We start from the raw sequence: 17,376 nt of genomic DNA, 5'->3' as shown, positions 1-17,376 counted from the left end.
GTCTTGGACCTTTTTACTATAATTTTTGTTATTAATCTTCTAATGCAAATTCAAGGCTTACTTGGAAGTTTATATCCTTACCAATCATTACGCCACCAGTTTCAAGTGGTTGGTTAAATGTCACACCATATTTTTCACGGTTAATTGTGCCATTAGCGATGAATCCTGCTGTTGTAGCTCCATTTAATGGGTTTTTACTTTGACCTTCATATGATAATTCAAAAGTTTCTTCTTCAGTTACATCTTTAATTGTTAAATTACCAGTAACTGAATTTCCATCTACTTTTGTTACATCAAATTTAATTTCAGGGTAGTTTTCAACATCTAAGAAATCACCACTTTTTAAGTGATTATCACGATCACCAACGCGAGTGTCAATTGAATCTGCTTTGATTGTTAAACCACCTTTAATTGTACTTAAATCATTTAAATCTCCTTCAAGTGAAGCTTCGAATTCATTAAATCTACCTTTTATATTTGAAATCACCAGGTGTTTAACTGAAAATTCTACTACTGAATGTGCTGGATCAAAATTAAATTTTGTCATAAAAATTCATACCTCCAAATTATTAACTTTCTATTGATGCATTTATTATATCAGGTATATTTTATATATCGATAGAAAAGCTCATATTTGTGTTTCTATGAAAAATATTCCCGTAAAACAAAATTTTACTCATTATCTATATAAATAATTAATTTCACTTAAATCCACACATTGATTTAGACTTTAATGTGCTAATATTTCTTTTTTAATTTGTGCTTTTGTTAATTCACTTGAGTAATATGTTGGCCAATTGTCTAATTCTTTTAATACTTTTTGTTTATTATCTCCCATAAATATATGGAAATGTACTGCTTTTTTAGGTGCAATATTATGATCGCTAAATTGTACATATTTTGGTAAATCTTTATTATAGCCTACTCGTTTAAATGAATATCTGACACCTCTATTACCTTTTTCATATTTCAAAATATCTTTCCCATCGTATTTGTATTGGCCAGTTAAGGTCTTACCGTCTTTTTTAAAAGTAATCGTATCCTCCGTAATATTTATATTACTAATATTTGTCTTATATCCTTTTTGGTAATATGCTTTATATTCTTTTGCAGTCATTTGATTATCTTCTTTTGCTTTGTGTTTCATGACATCATCTAACGTGCCATCTTTTAAAAACGGATAAACTGATTGCCATTCTCCTTCATAATCAGTTAATTTTCTATCTTTTACTTGACTATCCTTAAAGTAGCCATCAGCAATTGCTTTTTCATGTTTATCATGTGCGTGTTCATCATCTGTTTTAACATCGTCATTTAATGCCATATCAAGATGTTTTATATTTTTTTCCATTAGGGATTGATATGTCAGTTTATTATCTTCTGCTTGTTCTTTTGATAATGACTCCATGTTATTAAACTTCAATGGTTTTGCTTTTGTTTCTTTGCGAATCGTATCTGTGACTTTATTAGAAACATTGGCTTCATACAAAACGTATTTTGCGCCTGAATCATTAATCTCTTTCACAATTTTTGCTAATGCTTTTTGAGATGGATCTTCAGCATTCATATTTTGTATACCTTTTTGGACAAATCCATATCTTTCTGAAAGATAACCAATAGATTCATGTGATATATATACGGTATTACCTTGCTTATCTTCAGTGATGTTTTGCATTTTTTGATCTATACCCATCAAATCTTCTTTCAACTTATTATAGTTTTTTTCATAATAAGATTTGTGTTTAGGGTCTTGTTTTATTAATTTATCTCTGATCTCTTTTGCAAAGACTTGATTAAATTTTGGGTCTAACCATACATGAGGGTCATAGCCACCATGATGATGTCCATGTTCATGATGGTCACCATGTTCTTCATGTTCTTCGTCGTGTTGATCAGTTAATAATTCGCTTTTATCAATTTTATCTCCTAACGATACCTTTTTATCATCCTTTTTAATTGTTGCTGCCACTTTTTTAGCAATAGGATCCAAATCGTCACCTGTATACAGGAACATATCTGCTTTACTCGCATTCATAATATCTTTTTGTGTTGGCTCATATGTATGTAAATCTGCACCAGTAGGATAAATAGATTTAACTGAAACATACTTTCCACCTATTTGATTGGCAAATGATTTTAATGGAAATACAGTAGTATTAATTTTTATTTTGTCATTATCTTTTGATTCGTTAGACTTTGTGGCACTACAAGCAGTAACGATGATCGCTAATATAATGACAAATGACAGTATGTATATTGACTTTTTCATTCTTATTCCTCCTCAGATAGTAATCATTACGATTTAAAATTATAACTGTACTTTTCGAGATATGCAATACATATTTTGATTTTTTTCGTAATTGTTTCGATTCAATAAGTTAGTCCTTCTTTTTCATATAAACTAAAAATGCCCGTTCCTAAATGTTTTATAAAACGTTCAGGAACGGGCTTTTGATATTAAAGTTTAAATCTAAATTTTAATATTTAACTTTCTTCAAGTATTTTTTTATAGTTCTTATATTTATACGGGTCCTCTACTTTTTTACCTGCTACAAAAACTGTAGGTGCTGTTTCAATATGGTTTTCTTTATATTGTTTTTGATCTTGTTCGGCTGCTTTCCATGATTCACTATCTTTTGTTTTATAACTCGCTTTTATCTTTTCTTTTTTACCATTTGAAATTTCCAATAGATTTATTTGTTGATCAACGAGTTGTTCGGTAATCCATTTTTTTTCTGAGTTCGGTTGTTGCTTAAACATTAACTTTTGAAATTTTAAATATTGTTTAGGTGCATATTGCCTTACTGCATGACCTGCCCTTGAACCTATAATTGAATCTTTTCCTAAAAATGCCATATTAACAAATTGATAATCTACTTTTTTCGTATCAATATATTCTTTTTTTAATTTAGGCATAATATGTTCTTCTACTTTTTTACAATATGGGCACTTAAAATCACCATACTCAATAATTTTAATCTTTCCACCTTTTCCATATTTGTCATCTTGATGTACATTTTGATTGTCATTCGAACATGCGGAAACAAAAATGACTACTGCCATTAATAACAAACTTAACCAACATTTCTTCATTTGTTAAAAACACACCTTCTTATCTTGTTTTATTCTTCTAAGTTCATATTTTCTTCTTTATAATCCGCATCATGTGCATGTGAATATGATTTTGAATTAAAGTTTTTTAAGTAATGTGCTTTACCATCTGTTATTTTATATGTATAAAAATGAACTTCATCATCATCTTTTAATGGTTTATAAGCAATAGTCACATATTTACCTTTGTCATACACATAGATATTCGCATTCTTTTTTTCAAACTTAGATTCCACATCGCCATTTTGCTTATCAGCTAAAATCTTTTGTTGTTTTTTCTGTTGATGCACTGCTTTGTCAATCTCATCAGCATATTTCCCACTACTGCACCCAGCTATAATGATTATTGAAATGAACACCATCGTCATTAATTTTTTCATATTTACACTCCTAATATTACTTCTCATATCTAATATTATTTAACCATAAGTTTTATCTTACAACGAAAATCTTTGATGTGCTAGAACTATAACATTATTTTTATATTTATATAAAAACACTTCCGAAAAATTCATTCATAAATGAATTTAACGAAAGTGTCATATTTACCGTAAAAAATTAAATTTTCACCTATGGTACAACTTTATCCTAGCTATAACTCAATTATTTTCATTTTCATCATATTAGTGCCACTTTGATTGCTAATGCACCGTAATTAAGTTCATCTGTTTGTGAATAAATTTGATATATAGCCGCTAATTTTTGAGAAAGTTGATCATCTGCTTTCGCTCCAACTTCTTCATTTGTATATTGATTCAACAGTGACTGAAACGAAGAAAACACTACAATTTCCTTAACTTGGACTGTTAATGTTTCTTCATTCATTAAATTTTGGAATACAATATAATCGCCGCTTTTAATTTCTTGTCTTTTTTCATCATTCAATCTAATTTCAATCGTTTTGACTTCGTTTTTCATTAATTGAAAAGGTTCATTATTTAAATGCATCGAGTGTTCTATAATCCATACGCTCCATTCATAATATTTATATTGATATCAAAGTATCATAATATTAATATCATTTACAAGACAATTTCGCTTAATGCAGTACGATGTCGCAAATTTAATTATTCAGCATTCTTTTCTTCTAATTTAAGTTGTCTTTTGCTTTTCAACATAAACACACTTATTAAACTAATAATTGATATAATGACTGCAAACCAAAAGGCACCGTGATACCCACTTAGCAATGCTTGATGTTGAATTTCTGCTGTCATTTGTTTTTGGCTCATATCTTTAAACTCAGACATATTTGGTGTGTAGTTTTTAGCAACCTGACTCATAATTGTAATCAAACCTGCTGTACCAATTGATGCAGATATTTGTTGTATAGTATTTGTCATCGATGAACCATGGGCATTCATTTCTGGCGCTAATTGATTCATTGTATGTGTCATTAATGGCATTAAACCAAGTGCGATACCAATCATACGAATAGCATATACAGTAGCTAATATCGCTGATGAAGTATGTTCATCCATGATTACAAAATAAGAAGTTGTTACAACTACAATAAACATACCAATGAATGCTAATATTTTAGCACCATATTTTTCATAGAGTAAACCTGAAATCACTGACATAATCCCCATTACGATAGCTCCAGGTAATAAAATCAATCCTGATTGAAGTGCTGAGTCATTCATAATATTCTGCACAAACATCGGTAACACAGTTTCAGAACCAATCATTGAAATCATCGTAAAAGCCATTATGATAATACCTACGGCAAATTGACTGTCTTTGAATACTGAAAAATCAAGCAGTGGATTTTCCAAACGTGTTTGACGAAATATAAAAGCAGCAACTAAAATAATGCCACCAATTACAGTAGTCAATACAATTGGATCGTTCCAGCCATCACGAGAAATTGAACTTGTACCGTATAGCAAACCACCAAAACCGAACACAGATAAGATTATTGATAAAATATCAATACGTGTCTTTCGATTAGTACCAACATTTTTGACGAATTTAAGTGCACCAATGAAAGTAAGTGCAGCTATTGGAGCAACGACATGGAATAATGAACGCCAATTTAAATACTCTACTAAATAACCAGACAGTGTCGGACCAATTGCTGGAGCTAAACCAATCACCAAACCAAAAGTCCCCATATATTTACCTCTTTCATGAGGTTCAAATACATCTAAGATCGTCGTCATCATCAGTGGCATCATGATACCAGAACCAAGTGCTTGAACAATTCTTGCACTTAATAAAACAGAAAAGTTTGGACTAAATCCTGCAATTAAAGTCCCGATAAAAAAGATAAATATTGCAGTTAAAAATACTTTTCTTGTTGAGTATCTTTGAATAATCATTGCTGACAATGGGATTATTACACCATTGGTCAATAAAAAGGCCGTAGTAAGCCACTGTACTTGTGTGTAATCTATTTTAAAATCTTTCATTATGCTTGGTAATGCTGTAGTTAATAAGGTTTCATTTAATAATCCAAAAAATCCACCACACAACATCATCAAAATCATTATAATTTTCGTCTTTTGATCCATTTTTGTACTCCTATTTTCTATTAATTTATCAACTCTTTTTAGTCGCATTTCTGCATTATACATATTTTAGTTTAATTTATCATTAAAAATACTTAAAATATTAGTTTTATTTTAATCTTTTATTTTGAGAGATTTAAAAAATAGTCATAAATCGTAATAATTACTATTTACATTTCAGGTTTTTTCTTACATAATATCTATAGATAAAGGAGGTCCTCACCATGAAATTAGATTTACAAACAGCACGTCGTAATTTAAATAGTCCTAATATTAAAACACGGAAACGTGCACGCAAAATTATCCAACAACATAAGCGCAATAAATAAAAATAGAAGTAACACTTCAAAACCAATGGTAATTTATTTCTGGTTTTGTCGCATTACTTCTAAAATGTGGCTTGATTCCTGAAAATATACATTTATATACTTCAGGATCAGCCATTATTTTATTTAAACGATTCATTATCTATTTATGAGGTCTTTTTTTACTTACATTTATTGAAAAACTATAAGTAATATTTATTTATTACTTTTAAATCATCTGTTAAATCATAAATCAAAGGCGCTCCAGTTTTAATTTCATATCCTACAATATCTTCATCTGATACATCTTCTAAATACTTAATTAATGCACGTAATGAATTTCCATGTGCAGAAACAAGCACAGTTTTTCCATCTAATAACTGTTGTGAAATTTGGTCGTTCCAATAAGGAATCACCCTAATTAAAGTGTCTTTCAAACTTTCTGATTCAGGCATAACTCTTCTATCTAAATGTTCATATTTTCTATCATTTAAATAGTCTTTTCTTTGTTCTTCACTTTGTTCAGGTGGTGCTATGTCATATGAACGTCTCCATATATGTACTTGTTCTTCTCCAAATTTTTCTCTTGCTTTATCTTTGTTTAAACCTTGCAATCCACCATAATGACGCTCATTTAAGCGCCAAGATTTAATAACAGGAATAAATAACTGTTGAGATTCATCTAATAAGTGAAATGTAGTTTTAATGGCGCGTTGTAATAAAGACGTAAAGGCGATATCAATCTCTATACCCTGTTCTTTTAATTTTTTTCCCGACGTTACTGCCTCAGTTCTTCCCTGTTCTGATAAATCTACATCAGCCCAACCTGTAAATAGATTCTCAGCATTCCAAACACTTTGTCCATGTCTACATAAAATTAGTTTTGGCATAATATTCCTTCTTTCCATTGAATAAAATTATATTATCACCCGTTTTACAAAAATATTACAGTGATATACAGATATAAATCTTGTTACGACAATACTTTATCTATAATTTCTCATGCCATACATTAAAATTATAACAATTTACACTTAATTTTGAAATGATTGTATTCATTTATTCATAAATGACTTTTTATTTTTATTTTACTGTAACCTGTCTATAAAAAAATGATGTTATAGTTGTAAACGTTGATAAACCGAGCAATACGACAGACAAAAATAAGCACTTTTAAAACAACTATGCAGATTAACAAATACAATTTGAAATTATTTAAAACAAACAATTATTAGGAGGATTTTTCAAATGAAAAAATTATTATTAGCTTCATTCGCATCAGTAACAATCGCTACTGCTGGTGTTGGTTTAACTTCAAATACATCTACAGCTGATGCTGCAGAAACTACTCAAGCAAACAATGATGTATATAGTGAATTTATTGCTGCTGGTGGTACAAAAGCACTTTGGGATAACATTGTAATGCCAGAATCAAGCGGTAACCCAGATGCGGTGAATGAATTAGGATATAGAGGTTTAGGACAAACGAAGGAAGCTTGGGGTACTGGATCTGTAACTGAACAAACAAAAGGTATGATTCAATATGCTGAAGAACGTTATGGCTCAATTGATGCAGCAATTGAATTCCGTGCTGCAAATGGTTGGTGGTAAAACGAATTTTATGCATTTCTTCAATATGTAAAAAAATAAAGCCCCACTTCTCAATTTATTGAGTTAGTGGGGCTTATGCATGGGCTGAATCTCAGGTGTTCCTCTATATTTTTTTAAAATTCTAGTCATTCTTACCAGGGTGGAGCAGTGAAATCTTTTTGATAAAAATAGATTTCTGTTCCACTCGTTTTTTTTTACTATAAAATAAGCTAATAAAATTTCAGTTTATACATCAATATTCATTAAATACCTTAATTCAGGTTATCCTTTAGTAGTTTATTAACTTAATATGAATATAAGTCATGATAATAATCAAAATTATTTACTTTCTCGACATCTTAGTTACTGTATTGACTGTGGCTCAGGATGCACATAAACTGAAGAAATGCCTTTGCTATGCATATGTTGTTCTACTTTGTCGCAAATGTGATGTGCTTCCTCTAAAGACAAATCTGATTTTACTACAATCGTTACATCTACAAAAACACTACTACCGTGGTAACGACCTTTAATATTTTGTACTTCTATTACATCTTCAATTTCTAACACATAATTTTTATAAGCTTCTAATTCTTGCTCGTTAAAACCGTCACTTAATGTAAAAATTGATTCTTTAAAGATACCAAAACCAGTATATATTATAAGTAAGCCTAAAATAATGGCTAATATCGTATCAATGATTGGAAATCCAAATTGTGTAAATACTAAACCAATTGCAGTTCCTAAACTCACTAACGCATCCGACAAATTGTCCTTAGCTGCAGAATTCAGAGAACTACTTTGGGTATGATTAGCAATTCTTTGATTAATATAAAACACAGCTAGCATAATCAAACCACTAATGACACTGACATAAATATTTATAATATTAGGAGTATGATGTTCGTTTGTGAATAATTCAGGAACATTCTCTATAATGACTTGGATACCTACAAACATTATAATAAATGACACGAGTAATGATGATATATTTTCAGATTTCAAATGTCCATATGGATGGTTTTGGTCTGCAGGTTTAATAGAAATTTTCAACCCAATAATTACGGCCAAAGAAACAATAATATCTGTCATGTTATTTAAACTATCTGCTTTTACAGCTGCAGAATCATATAAATAACCTACAATAAATTTAGTTACTGATAATATGATATAGACGATTAAACTTAAAAAGGCACCTTTTTGTGCTGTTTCCAATTTTTCTTTTTGACTCATCTTACGTTCCACCTTCAGTATGATTGAATACTTATTATGACTCAATACAAACATATTTACAACGATTTTTATTTAAAAATTATTTAATATAAATAAACTAATTTTTTTAGCCAATCCTAATATTAATTATAAAATTGAGCAAAAATAAGAGACCAAGTTTGAAACAAATCATATTTTTGATTCCGAAACTTGATCTCATAAAAATAACTATATTTAAAATGTTGGTCTATTAATCATTTAACTAATCTCTCAAAATATATTTAGAGAGCACAAATGTTATAGGTATCGTAATGATAAGCCCTGCAAAAGGTGCTATCACAGATGATATACCAAACCATTGTACAAAAATGTACAATAATAAAGTTTGCATGCCCATATTGACAACTTGAGTTAATGGAAACTTTAGGAATTTACTCCAAGTTGGTGTCACTTTATAAACAAAGTAACAATTTAAATAATAAGAAATAACAAAACTAATGATAAATCCACTGATATGACTAACTAAATAATTCATTTCTAATAACTTCAATAAACAAAGATAGACAATGTAATAATTTAAAGTATTCATACCGCCTACAATCACAAATTTAATCACTTCATAGTGTGTTTTAGTCAAATTCATTTTTTACTCCTTAGTAAATTTCCATGTCTTTTTGAATAATTGCTATTAAAAACATATTATTAACGCGCTATGTCTAGTATAATACTTTATCATATAAATGTATGTTTTGTATTATATTAATAATTACAACGAGCTCAATTAATATGCTCGTTTTTAAATATACATGGTATTTAATATATTACTTTTATAAGTAGTTACAAAACGAGATAACATGTATATAATTAAACATTAAAGAGTATTTTAAAGGAGTTTCAAACATGGACAAGATTTCAAATCGTCAACTGCCAATTATGGTCATTATTGTGTTAGGTATCATGACTACATTTGGCCCTTTAACCATAGATATGTATGTGCCATCATTACCGAATGTGCAACATGACTTTAGTACATCTGTATCTCAAGCACAGCTTACTTTATCATTTGCAATGATTGGTCTTGCTATTGGCCAATTTATATTTGGGCCTTTGTCTGATGCATATGGACGAAAAAAAGTTGCTTTGTTTATCATTTCAATCTATGCGCTCGCTTCTTTACTGGCGGTTTTCACTGCTTCCATGGGTGTCTTACTCACTTTGCGACTAGTTCAAGGTTTAACTGGCGGAGGCGCGATAGTAATTGCCAAAGCTACTATGGGAGACCAGCATGAAGGAAAAGCATTAGCTAAAGGACTAGCAGCATTACTTGTAATTAATGGTATCATTACGATTATTGCGCCAATCATAGGTGGATACGCACTAACGATATCCAATTGGAAAGCAATATTTGTAATTCTGGCAATCGTAAGTGTTATTATTTTATTTTTGTCGATCCGCCATTTAGAAGAAACATATCAACCAAATCGAGCAAAACTTAATTTTAAAGTTATTTTTAAAGATTTTGCTCATTTGTTAAAAACGCCTGCATTTATTATTCCAATGATTTTACAAGGCTTAACGTACGTAATGTTATTTAGTTTTTCATCTGCGGCACCGTTTATTACACAAAAAATTTATGACATGACGCCTCAGCAATTTAGTTATTTGTTTGCTTTTAACGGCATTGGCCTTATTATTATGAGTCAACTTACAGCCTTACTTGTGGCATATATAAATCGCTACTTTTTGCTAATTATGTTAACAATCGTTCAAATAATTGGGGTTGTACTTATTATTGTGACATTAACACTGCATTTACCATTATGGGTATTAATTATCGCATTCTTTTTAAATGTATGTCCTGTAACAGGTCTCGGACCTTTAAGCTTTGCATTAGCAATGGAAGGGCGTACTGGTGGTAGTGGTAATGCTTCCAGTTTACTAGGTCTATTTCAATTTATACTTGGTGGTATCATGTCTCCATTAGTAGGATTACAAGGTGAATACAGTATCTTACCATATACGATTATTTTACTAATCACTGCAGTGCTAATCATTGGGTTAGAAATTGGGTTAAAGTCGTTTCTTATTAATAAGCATATAACATGAATTAAAGCTTAAAAAATACATTCAAAGCATTATCAACATTCACAATTAATTTAATAACATATGTATTGATTTGGAAAACTTAGGTTAAAAAATTAATATAGACGCCGCTAAATTCATGTTTCAACATGCTATTTAGTGGCGTCTTTTCTTTTGCTTGCTCAATATACCAATCTATAAAATACTATAAACACAATAAATGTCCAATTCTACTTGACTTGAAATAGAAATGGACGATTACATGACACAATTGTGTTTATATTTCTAACATCGTTGATTTCAAACTTCTATTCTACTATTTGATTGGAAACCAAATTTCAGTAATATAGTCGTTTGAATGTAATTCACCTGGTTTATACAACTCAAAAAAGGAGCGCTTCGCAATTCATAATCTAGAGTATGTAAGATTTTTCTATGAATGGTTTGCATTGCTTGTTTAATCGATTCTGGAACTGGACCTTTGGCATCAAATACTAAGTATCTGCCTTCTACTAATTCTACTTGTTCCCAATCACTTTGCGTTTCCTCATTTGTCACACCTATTAAATAATGCATTTCGTCATTTTCTTTAGGAAGACAAACACCTAATAACCCTTCGAGGTATTGATTACTTTGTGATATCAAGTGATTTTTGTAACCCATTACTTCAAATTCCTCCAAAATTTAAAAATATTTTCTTGTGCTTTTTGTCCAGTTGCATATGCTTTTTTTACCCCTACAACTGGCACTGGAATGTCGGGTAATGTTTCTATTCTATAATCCATTGTTTTCAACCCCTTTCGCACATTATAACCATTTTTATTAAAATATATCTAATATTAACTATGATTTAAGCATCTTTGTAGTCACTTAAATCGATATAGATATATAATAAAAGCAATCATCAATGTTAATAAATCTTTAATATTCGATACAGGAGTCTCTATCTATGAATAAAAAAATATTAGCCGTTAAACCAATTAGCCAATTGTTCCCGATACCTATGATTATGGGGTGCGAAGGCATAGCAAGTGCAATGATATTACAATTCAATAATCACAAAATACCAGCAACACATATCATGAAACACTGGCCGAAACACGCAAATAATCCATATAAAGGCTATGTAGGTCATCACTTATGGGTAAAATGGGGTTATCATCAAACGATTTTCCCTACAGCCTTAGCACCTTATTTACAAACGTATGATAAACGTATTGTTAATAGTACTGGGAAATCACTGGCTTCATTATGTGACGTCATTGATAAAGGGCAACCTGTCATCATTTATCACACTGTTTTAGGTCAAAAGCCTTTTAGCAAAACATTTAAAATTGATAATACACATCATCAATTGGTATCAAACATTCATGTTACCGTGCTGATTGGTTATGACGATAACCATTATTATTATATTGATCCATTATGGTCTAATTTATGGAAATCAATTATTATACCTGCTATTTTTCCGAATAAATATCAAATTATAAAAATTAACAAACAGAAATTAGAAAGCAGTTATAATGCACCTGGTCGTATGAGCATTCATTTACAAAAATAATTAATTAATTTCTATTTTGTGTAACGCATGGTTGATTTCCTGTTCTATATATGGTGTACGCCATTCCCGTTGATAGCCTAAACACGGACAAATATATGTCACGTTGTTTTCTTCAAAAACATTTCGAAAATGAACATGGCCCATAATACTATATCTAATATCATATTGGGTATAAATTTCATCAAAACCCGAAGTACCTATAAATGCATTAAAATAATCAAATATTCTATGTGGCATTGGTACTGCGAATTTACGATGAGTCACGATGTGTGTCATTAATATAATTTTTTTATCTTTTACTTTTTCAATATCCTTCATCGCTTGTTTGGCCGCTATCATTGATAATTTTTGGTCTTCAATTTGCCAATCTATTTTCACTTTATCTTGCCAAGTAGCGCCATAATATTTCCTACGTGCAATGCGTTCCAAAGAGAATTTAGAGTGTGCATATGTATAGTCATACCAACCTGTATTACCTACAATCGCCCACGCTTCATTTATGACAAAAGGATCATCTATTAAGCAATTATCCATTTTGATATAAGTATCCAAGATTTCAGAAGAAGTCGCCCCAGTATCCGTTGACCAAAAATCATGATTTCCCGGTACAAACAGTACTTTTATCATTGTTTGTATCTCGATTTCCTTCACAAATGATTGCGTTAACTTATAATGATTTGAAACATCTCCAGCGATAAGTAATAATTCAATTTTTTGTTGCTCAATTACTGTAACTAATGCCTGTTCATAATCTTTGGGCGTTAGTTTATTATGTCTATCGATATGTAAATCTGAAATCATGCCTATTAACATATTTATCACATTCCTCTACTCGTTTAACAATTTCATTATGACACAACTTCACTATATTCTTTAAATGTTCCGCTTGTATTCATATAAGTTTCGTTCAGCAAATCATTCTGTATATCAAACATACCTGTAAGTCATTCATTAAAATGTTTTTCGAAATTATTTAAATAATATTTAAAAATTGTATGCAATTGTGTTAAAGTTACATTGTTCAAAACCCGAGCAGGAGGAAATAACATATGAAGAAAAATTGGATTGTCTTAATGATGACGATGCTACCTTTACTTTTAACTGCTTGTGATTATTCAAAACAAGAGGATAGAAGTGGCTGGTTTTACTTTATTTTTGTAAAACCCATTGATATGTTTTTGCATGGATTGGGAAAGTTGTTTAACGACAATTATGGGTTAGCCATCATCATGATTGTACTGACCATACGCCTTATCTTAATGCCGTTTATGTTAATACAAGTTAAAAACATGCATCTGATCAGAGAAAAAACAAAGATAGTACAACCGCAAATTGATAACATCAAACAACGCGTAAGAGATGCGCAAACACAGGAGGAAAAACGTGAAGCTAATAGAGATTTGATGACCACTTATAAGCGTTATGACATTAATCCAATAAAAAGCGTTATCGGTTGTTTACCAATTTTAATACAGTTGCCCATATTATTTGGTTTAATCGTGACACTTAAATTTCCTAGCAGTGGTGGAATAGATCAATTCCCTCATTTTTTATGGTTCAATTTAACAAAACCTGATTTATGGATGTCATTAATTGCAGCTGCTATTTATTTCATACAACCTCTTGTAAATGCAATGCATTATCCTAAAAATCAACGCAAAACATATTATGTGATGATGATATTATCACCTATTTTTATAACTTACATATCTTTACATTCTGCAGCAGCACTTGGTTTGTATTGGACATTTAGTGGTTTGTTTTTAATTTTACAAATGCACTTTGCTCATTCATATTACAGTAAACAAGCAAAACAAGAAGCTTTAAAACTTGCGGATTCTCTCAATTAAACAAATATTAACTAAACAATGAGTCATGTTACTTTATTGAATTTTAAAATTCTTTCATTTACATGTAATGAATTCAAAAATTTCTTTTACACATCGTTAGATGCTATAATATTTACAATTTGATAAACAAAGGGGGAAGATGTATGGAGTTTACAATAAGAGCATTAACTGAAGCAGATAAGTATGGTAAAGCACTTGTCCACTATGAAAGTTGGTTGGAAACTTATGACCATTTATCTAAAAATAATTACTTAGAAAACCTAGACAAAGCTCAATTTATCAGAAAGTCTTATTTGCACAATGTTCCGACATTAGTTGCCCTCGTCGAAAACGAAGTAGTAGGTTTCATATCTTATGGCAAAACGGAATCCTCATCTTCTTCTGACGACTGAAGTGAAATCTTCGCACTTTATTTATTGGAAGATTATCAGCGTCATATGATTGGTTATGCACTTACACAACGTGCCTTGGAATTATCTTATCCTGACAATGTAACCCTATGGGTAGTTGAAGAAAATAAAAATGCGATTCATTTTTATGAGCAAGTTGGATTTAAGTTGAGCAATGATAAACAAGCTACTTATTTTGGAAAAACTTATTATGAAGTTCGTATGAATTATTCAAGAAATGAACACTATTATTAAAATAACAAGTTACGACTTTATTACTACATTGTTTTACGCACTAAAAAAAGCAATGACACCCGCTATCATCATAGTATGTGTCACTGCTTTTTTATTTTAATATATGTTCTAAAAATAATTTAATGCGTTTCACCTAAAGCAATTTTAATGTCCTCATCTGATTCTATAATCGCTTTGAGAGCAGCTTCCAAACCTTCTGCAATCGTTTGAATAGACATGGATGGTTTTTCAGGTTTGTCTGTGACTTGTTGAGGGATAAAAGGCACATGTATAAATCCAAATTTAATATTTGGAAATTGTGTTGCTTGTAAAAATCCAAGTTGATACAAAATATGATTACATACAAAAGTACCTGCTGTATTAGACAATCTCGCTGGTACCCCTGCAGACTTAATCGCCTCTGTCATACGTTTAACTGGTAAATTGGAAAAATATGCGGCATCGCCTGATGATTGAATAACTTCATCTATCGGCTGGTTACCTTCATTATCAGGTATACGCGCATCATCAATGTTTATACCTACACGTTCTGGCGTCAATTCAAATCTTCCACCTGCTTGTCCAATTGTCAATACAACATCATATTGTTCTTGTTTTAATTTATTAACTATAGTTTCTTTGCTTTTATTAAAAACTGTAGGTATTTCTATCTTATCAATCTGATGTGTTTCAATTTCATTTGGCAATAATTTAACAGCTTCCAATGCTGGATTAATCTCTTCTCCACCAAAAGGATCAAACCCTGTTACTAATATTTTCATCATTAACATCCCCTTTTCATTTTTTAATTTATACTTTTTACATTTTAAAACGCCCAAACATACATTAATCCTATATGCACCAAAATTAATATAAGTGCAATGGGCGCTTGCGCTTTAATCACGCCGAATTCTTGTTTCATTTCTAATAAAGCAACTGGTAAAGTATTAAAATTAGCTGCCATAGGTGTCAATAATGTACCACAAAATCCACCAGTCATAGCCAGTGCACCGGCTATAACAGGATCTCCACCTTGGGCGATAACAAATGGAATACCGATACTCGCTGTGATAACGGTAAATGCAGCAAATGCATTACCCATTAACATTGTAAAAAGCACCATGCCAATGACATATGCTGCCGCACCTATAAGATGATTGCCCTCTGGTAAAAAAGAGGATATGCCTTTGGAAATAACATCCCCCACACCACTCACTGTAAAAAGTACGCCTAATGCAGCCAAGAATTGCGGTAGTATACCAACTGTTCCAATTTGTTGGGTTAGACGGTCACTGTCATAAAGTATATATTTACCATTTGGCTTAATAACAATATATGCAGCAAGTAACCCTAATATCGAAGAAACACCTAAACCTATTGCTCCTCCTAATGGTGTCCAATTAGAAACGATAATCGCAGCTATAGCTAAAACAATAGCGGGGATAAATAATTTATTTCCATATTTTTGTGAACCTAAATTTCCCTGTGCTTCGTTGACATCTATAATATTTTTAATAACCACTTGTTTACATAGCGTTAATATTCCCATAACTATGATAAATATGCCATTGATTACGTTAGGTATATAAGGACCGGCAATAAATAAAATAGCTAATAAAATCCAAAATAAAGCTGTACCATATTTTTTGCTATTTGTTGATGCTTTTAACACGCGATATGCCGTATAAAGTAATTGTAAACCAATTAATATGTAAAATAGTTCTAAAATTTGATTTAATGTATGCTCACTCATGTCTTTCCACCTGCTTTTTACCGTATTTCCGATCTAAATATTTATCAAATCTAATATTATTTATCCACACAATAAAAAAGACAATAACAGCGATTGGTAATGATGCTAATACAAGATCAATGGCATTCACTTTAATATCTAAAGACTGAAACGTACCAACCATTAACAATACACCTGCTGCCCCTACAAACAAATTTTGACCGAAGAAATTACCATAATTTTCCATCGCAGAAGTCTGCGCTTTAATCTTTTCGATATCCTTTTCGTCTACTTCATGTTCTTGCAAATGATAGCGTGTTCTTAACGCACCCTGTACCATTGGATTAATCAATGGACGTACAAACTGTGGATGTCCTCCGATACGTATTGATGCAACACCCGCTAATTCTCTAATGAATAAATAGATAGTCATCAATCGCCCACTCGTAACTTTATTCACCTTACCAATCATATTCGAGGCCTGCTTTTTTAAACCAAAACGCTCAATTAACCCCACCATAGGTAATGTTAAAATAAAAAGTGTAACTAAACGATTATCAACAAAAGCTTTTCCTAATGTTTCAAGAATAACGTACAAATTTAAACCTGATACAAGTCCCGTCGCTACAGCGGCGATTAAAATCACAGCAATCGTATCAATCTTGAATAAAAAACCAAGTACTATAATTAAAATTCCAATCAATTTTAACCATTCCATGTTATCTCCACCTTTCTTCTTTTATATTAAAGGTTTACTTTTTTAATACAATGAATTTTCAGATAATTTTTATACCCTA

General features: G+C 30.8%; 22 protein-coding genes. 7 read left to right on the top strand and 15 right to left on the bottom strand.

Annotated elements, in window-relative coordinates; translation table 11 throughout:
* Positions 1-31: 31 nt before the first annotated feature.
* From CD032_RS05905 to CD032_RS05880, 6 genes are all read right to left on the bottom strand, one after another.
* On the bottom strand, positions 32-547 hold the full coding sequence (locus tag CD032_RS05905) for a YceI family protein (protein ID WP_019468826.1): 516 nt from the start codon (positions 545-547) through the stop codon (positions 32-34).
* Positions 548-730: 183 nt separating this feature from the next.
* Entirely contained in the window at positions 731-2,269 is a 1,539-nt protein-coding gene (adcA, locus tag CD032_RS05900) for a zinc ABC transporter substrate-binding lipoprotein AdcA (protein WP_103211261.1), read from the bottom strand.
* 215 nt (positions 2,270-2,484) lie between these two features.
* The gene (locus CD032_RS05895; RefSeq protein ID WP_019468824.1) at positions 2,485-3,093 is read right to left on the bottom strand and encodes a DsbA family protein; all 609 of its coding nucleotides are present in this window, start codon (positions 3,091-3,093) and stop codon (positions 2,485-2,487) included.
* Between the two features lie 29 nt (positions 3,094-3,122).
* Positions 3,123-3,491, bottom strand: coding sequence for a DUF4467 domain-containing protein (locus tag CD032_RS05890; protein ID WP_019468823.1), 369 nt, complete (start codon positions 3,489-3,491; stop codon positions 3,123-3,125).
* A gap of 238 nt (positions 3,492-3,729) precedes the next feature.
* A complete protein-coding gene (locus tag CD032_RS05885) occupies positions 3,730-4,059 on the bottom strand; it encodes an ASCH domain-containing protein (protein WP_019468822.1) in 330 nt (109 codons plus the stop codon).
* A gap of 119 nt (positions 4,060-4,178) precedes the next feature.
* Positions 4,179-5,627 (bottom strand): MDR family MFS transporter, encoded by a 1,449-nt coding sequence (locus CD032_RS05880; RefSeq protein ID WP_019468821.1) that lies wholly within the window; start codon positions 5,625-5,627, stop codon positions 4,179-4,181.
* A 221-nt stretch (positions 5,628-5,848) separates the two neighbouring features.
* On the opposite strand from CD032_RS05880, the gene CD032_RS05875 reads away from it, so the two are divergent.
* Positions 5,849-5,953, top strand: a complete 105-nt coding sequence (locus CD032_RS05875; RefSeq protein ID WP_017722768.1) for a putative metal homeostasis protein — start codon at positions 5,849-5,851, stop codon at positions 5,951-5,953.
* A 179-nt stretch (positions 5,954-6,132) separates the two neighbouring features.
* On the opposite strand, the gene CD032_RS05870 is transcribed toward CD032_RS05875, so the two are convergent.
* Entirely contained in the window at positions 6,133-6,819 is a 687-nt protein-coding gene (locus CD032_RS05870) for a 2,3-diphosphoglycerate-dependent phosphoglycerate mutase (RefSeq protein WP_040030126.1), read from the bottom strand.
* Between the two features lie 358 nt (positions 6,820-7,177).
* Here CD032_RS05870 and CD032_RS05865 point away from each other — a divergent pair, with 358 nt between their 5' ends.
* Positions 7,178-7,540: an aggregation-promoting factor C-terminal-like domain-containing protein gene (locus CD032_RS05865; RefSeq protein ID WP_019468819.1), complete on the top strand. Its 363-nt coding sequence runs from the start codon at positions 7,178-7,180 to the stop codon at positions 7,538-7,540.
* A gap of 342 nt (positions 7,541-7,882) precedes the next feature.
* Here CD032_RS05865 and CD032_RS05860 read toward each other — a convergent pair whose 3' ends face one another.
* Positions 7,883-8,752, bottom strand: coding sequence for a cation diffusion facilitator family transporter (locus CD032_RS05860; protein ID WP_019468818.1), 870 nt, complete (start codon positions 8,750-8,752; stop codon positions 7,883-7,885).
* A gap of 241 nt (positions 8,753-8,993) precedes the next feature.
* Positions 8,994-9,374 carry a GtrA family protein gene (locus tag CD032_RS05855; RefSeq protein WP_019468817.1) on the bottom strand — a complete coding sequence of 127 codons (381 nt, stop codon included), beginning with the start codon at positions 9,372-9,374 and terminating at the stop codon, positions 8,994-8,996.
* Between the two features lie 257 nt (positions 9,375-9,631).
* Between CD032_RS05855 and tcaB the strand changes: the two genes are divergently transcribed.
* The gene (tcaB, locus tag CD032_RS05850; RefSeq protein WP_019468816.1) at positions 9,632-10,837 is read left to right on the top strand and encodes a putative multidrug effflux MFS transporter TcaB; all 1,206 of its coding nucleotides are present in this window, start codon (positions 9,632-9,634) and stop codon (positions 10,835-10,837) included.
* 276 nt (positions 10,838-11,113) lie between these two features.
* On the opposite strand, the gene CD032_RS05845 is transcribed toward tcaB, so the two are convergent.
* On the bottom strand, positions 11,114-11,476 hold the full coding sequence (locus CD032_RS05845; protein ID WP_230620698.1) for a GyrI-like domain-containing protein: 363 nt from the start codon (positions 11,474-11,476) through the stop codon (positions 11,114-11,116).
* Positions 11,476-11,598, bottom strand: coding sequence for a hypothetical protein (locus CD032_RS13375; RefSeq protein ID WP_258026234.1), 123 nt, complete (start codon positions 11,596-11,598; stop codon positions 11,476-11,478). Before CD032_RS13375 ends, CD032_RS05845 begins: the two co-directional genes overlap by 1 nt.
* A gap of 164 nt (positions 11,599-11,762) precedes the next feature.
* Here CD032_RS13375 and CD032_RS05840 point away from each other — a divergent pair, with 164 nt between their 5' ends.
* Positions 11,763-12,374, top strand: a complete 612-nt coding sequence (locus CD032_RS05840; protein WP_019468814.1) for a C39 family peptidase — start codon at positions 11,763-11,765, stop codon at positions 12,372-12,374.
* Here CD032_RS05840 and CD032_RS05835 read toward each other — a convergent pair whose 3' ends face one another.
* Positions 12,375-13,187, bottom strand: coding sequence for a metallophosphoesterase (locus tag CD032_RS05835; RefSeq protein ID WP_019468813.1), 813 nt, complete (start codon positions 13,185-13,187; stop codon positions 12,375-12,377).
* 236 nt (positions 13,188-13,423) lie between these two features.
* On the opposite strand from CD032_RS05835, the gene yidC reads away from it, so the two are divergent.
* From yidC to CD032_RS13365, 3 genes are all read left to right on the top strand, one after another.
* Positions 13,424-14,224: a membrane protein insertase YidC gene (yidC, locus tag CD032_RS05830; protein ID WP_019468812.1), complete on the top strand. Its 801-nt coding sequence runs from the start codon at positions 13,424-13,426 to the stop codon at positions 14,222-14,224.
* A 143-nt stretch (positions 14,225-14,367) separates the two neighbouring features.
* Positions 14,368-14,616 carry a GNAT family N-acetyltransferase gene (locus tag CD032_RS13370; protein WP_019468811.1) on the top strand — a complete coding sequence of 83 codons (249 nt, stop codon included), beginning with the start codon at positions 14,368-14,370 and terminating at the stop codon, positions 14,614-14,616.
* A gap of 6 nt (positions 14,617-14,622) precedes the next feature.
* Positions 14,623-14,868: a GNAT family N-acetyltransferase gene (locus tag CD032_RS13365; RefSeq protein ID WP_256217599.1), complete on the top strand. Its 246-nt coding sequence runs from the start codon at positions 14,623-14,625 to the stop codon at positions 14,866-14,868.
* Positions 14,869-14,987: 119 nt separating this feature from the next.
* On the opposite strand, the gene pcp is transcribed toward CD032_RS13365, so the two are convergent.
* From pcp to CD032_RS05810, 3 genes are read right to left on the bottom strand one after another with little or no spacing between them, the layout of a single operon-like run.
* The gene (gene pcp / locus CD032_RS05820) at positions 14,988-15,629 is read right to left on the bottom strand and encodes a pyroglutamyl-peptidase I (RefSeq protein ID WP_040030127.1); all 642 of its coding nucleotides are present in this window, start codon (positions 15,627-15,629) and stop codon (positions 14,988-14,990) included.
* A 44-nt stretch (positions 15,630-15,673) separates the two neighbouring features.
* On the bottom strand, positions 15,674-16,600 hold the full coding sequence (locus tag CD032_RS05815) for a DUF979 domain-containing protein (protein WP_019468808.1): 927 nt from the start codon (positions 16,598-16,600) through the stop codon (positions 15,674-15,676).
* On the bottom strand, positions 16,593-17,297 hold the full coding sequence (locus tag CD032_RS05810; protein WP_019468807.1) for a DUF969 domain-containing protein: 705 nt from the start codon (positions 17,295-17,297) through the stop codon (positions 16,593-16,595). Before CD032_RS05810 ends, CD032_RS05815 begins: the two co-directional genes overlap by 8 nt.
* Positions 17,298-17,376 lie beyond the last annotated feature (79 nt).

This window comes from Staphylococcus cohnii subsp. cohnii, from assembly GCF_002902365.1.
GTDB classification, from domain to species: domain Bacteria; phylum Bacillota; class Bacilli; order Staphylococcales; family Staphylococcaceae; genus Staphylococcus; species Staphylococcus cohnii.
Note: the sequence above shows the minus strand (reverse complement) of the source record. Positions and strands in the feature narration are given on the sequence as shown.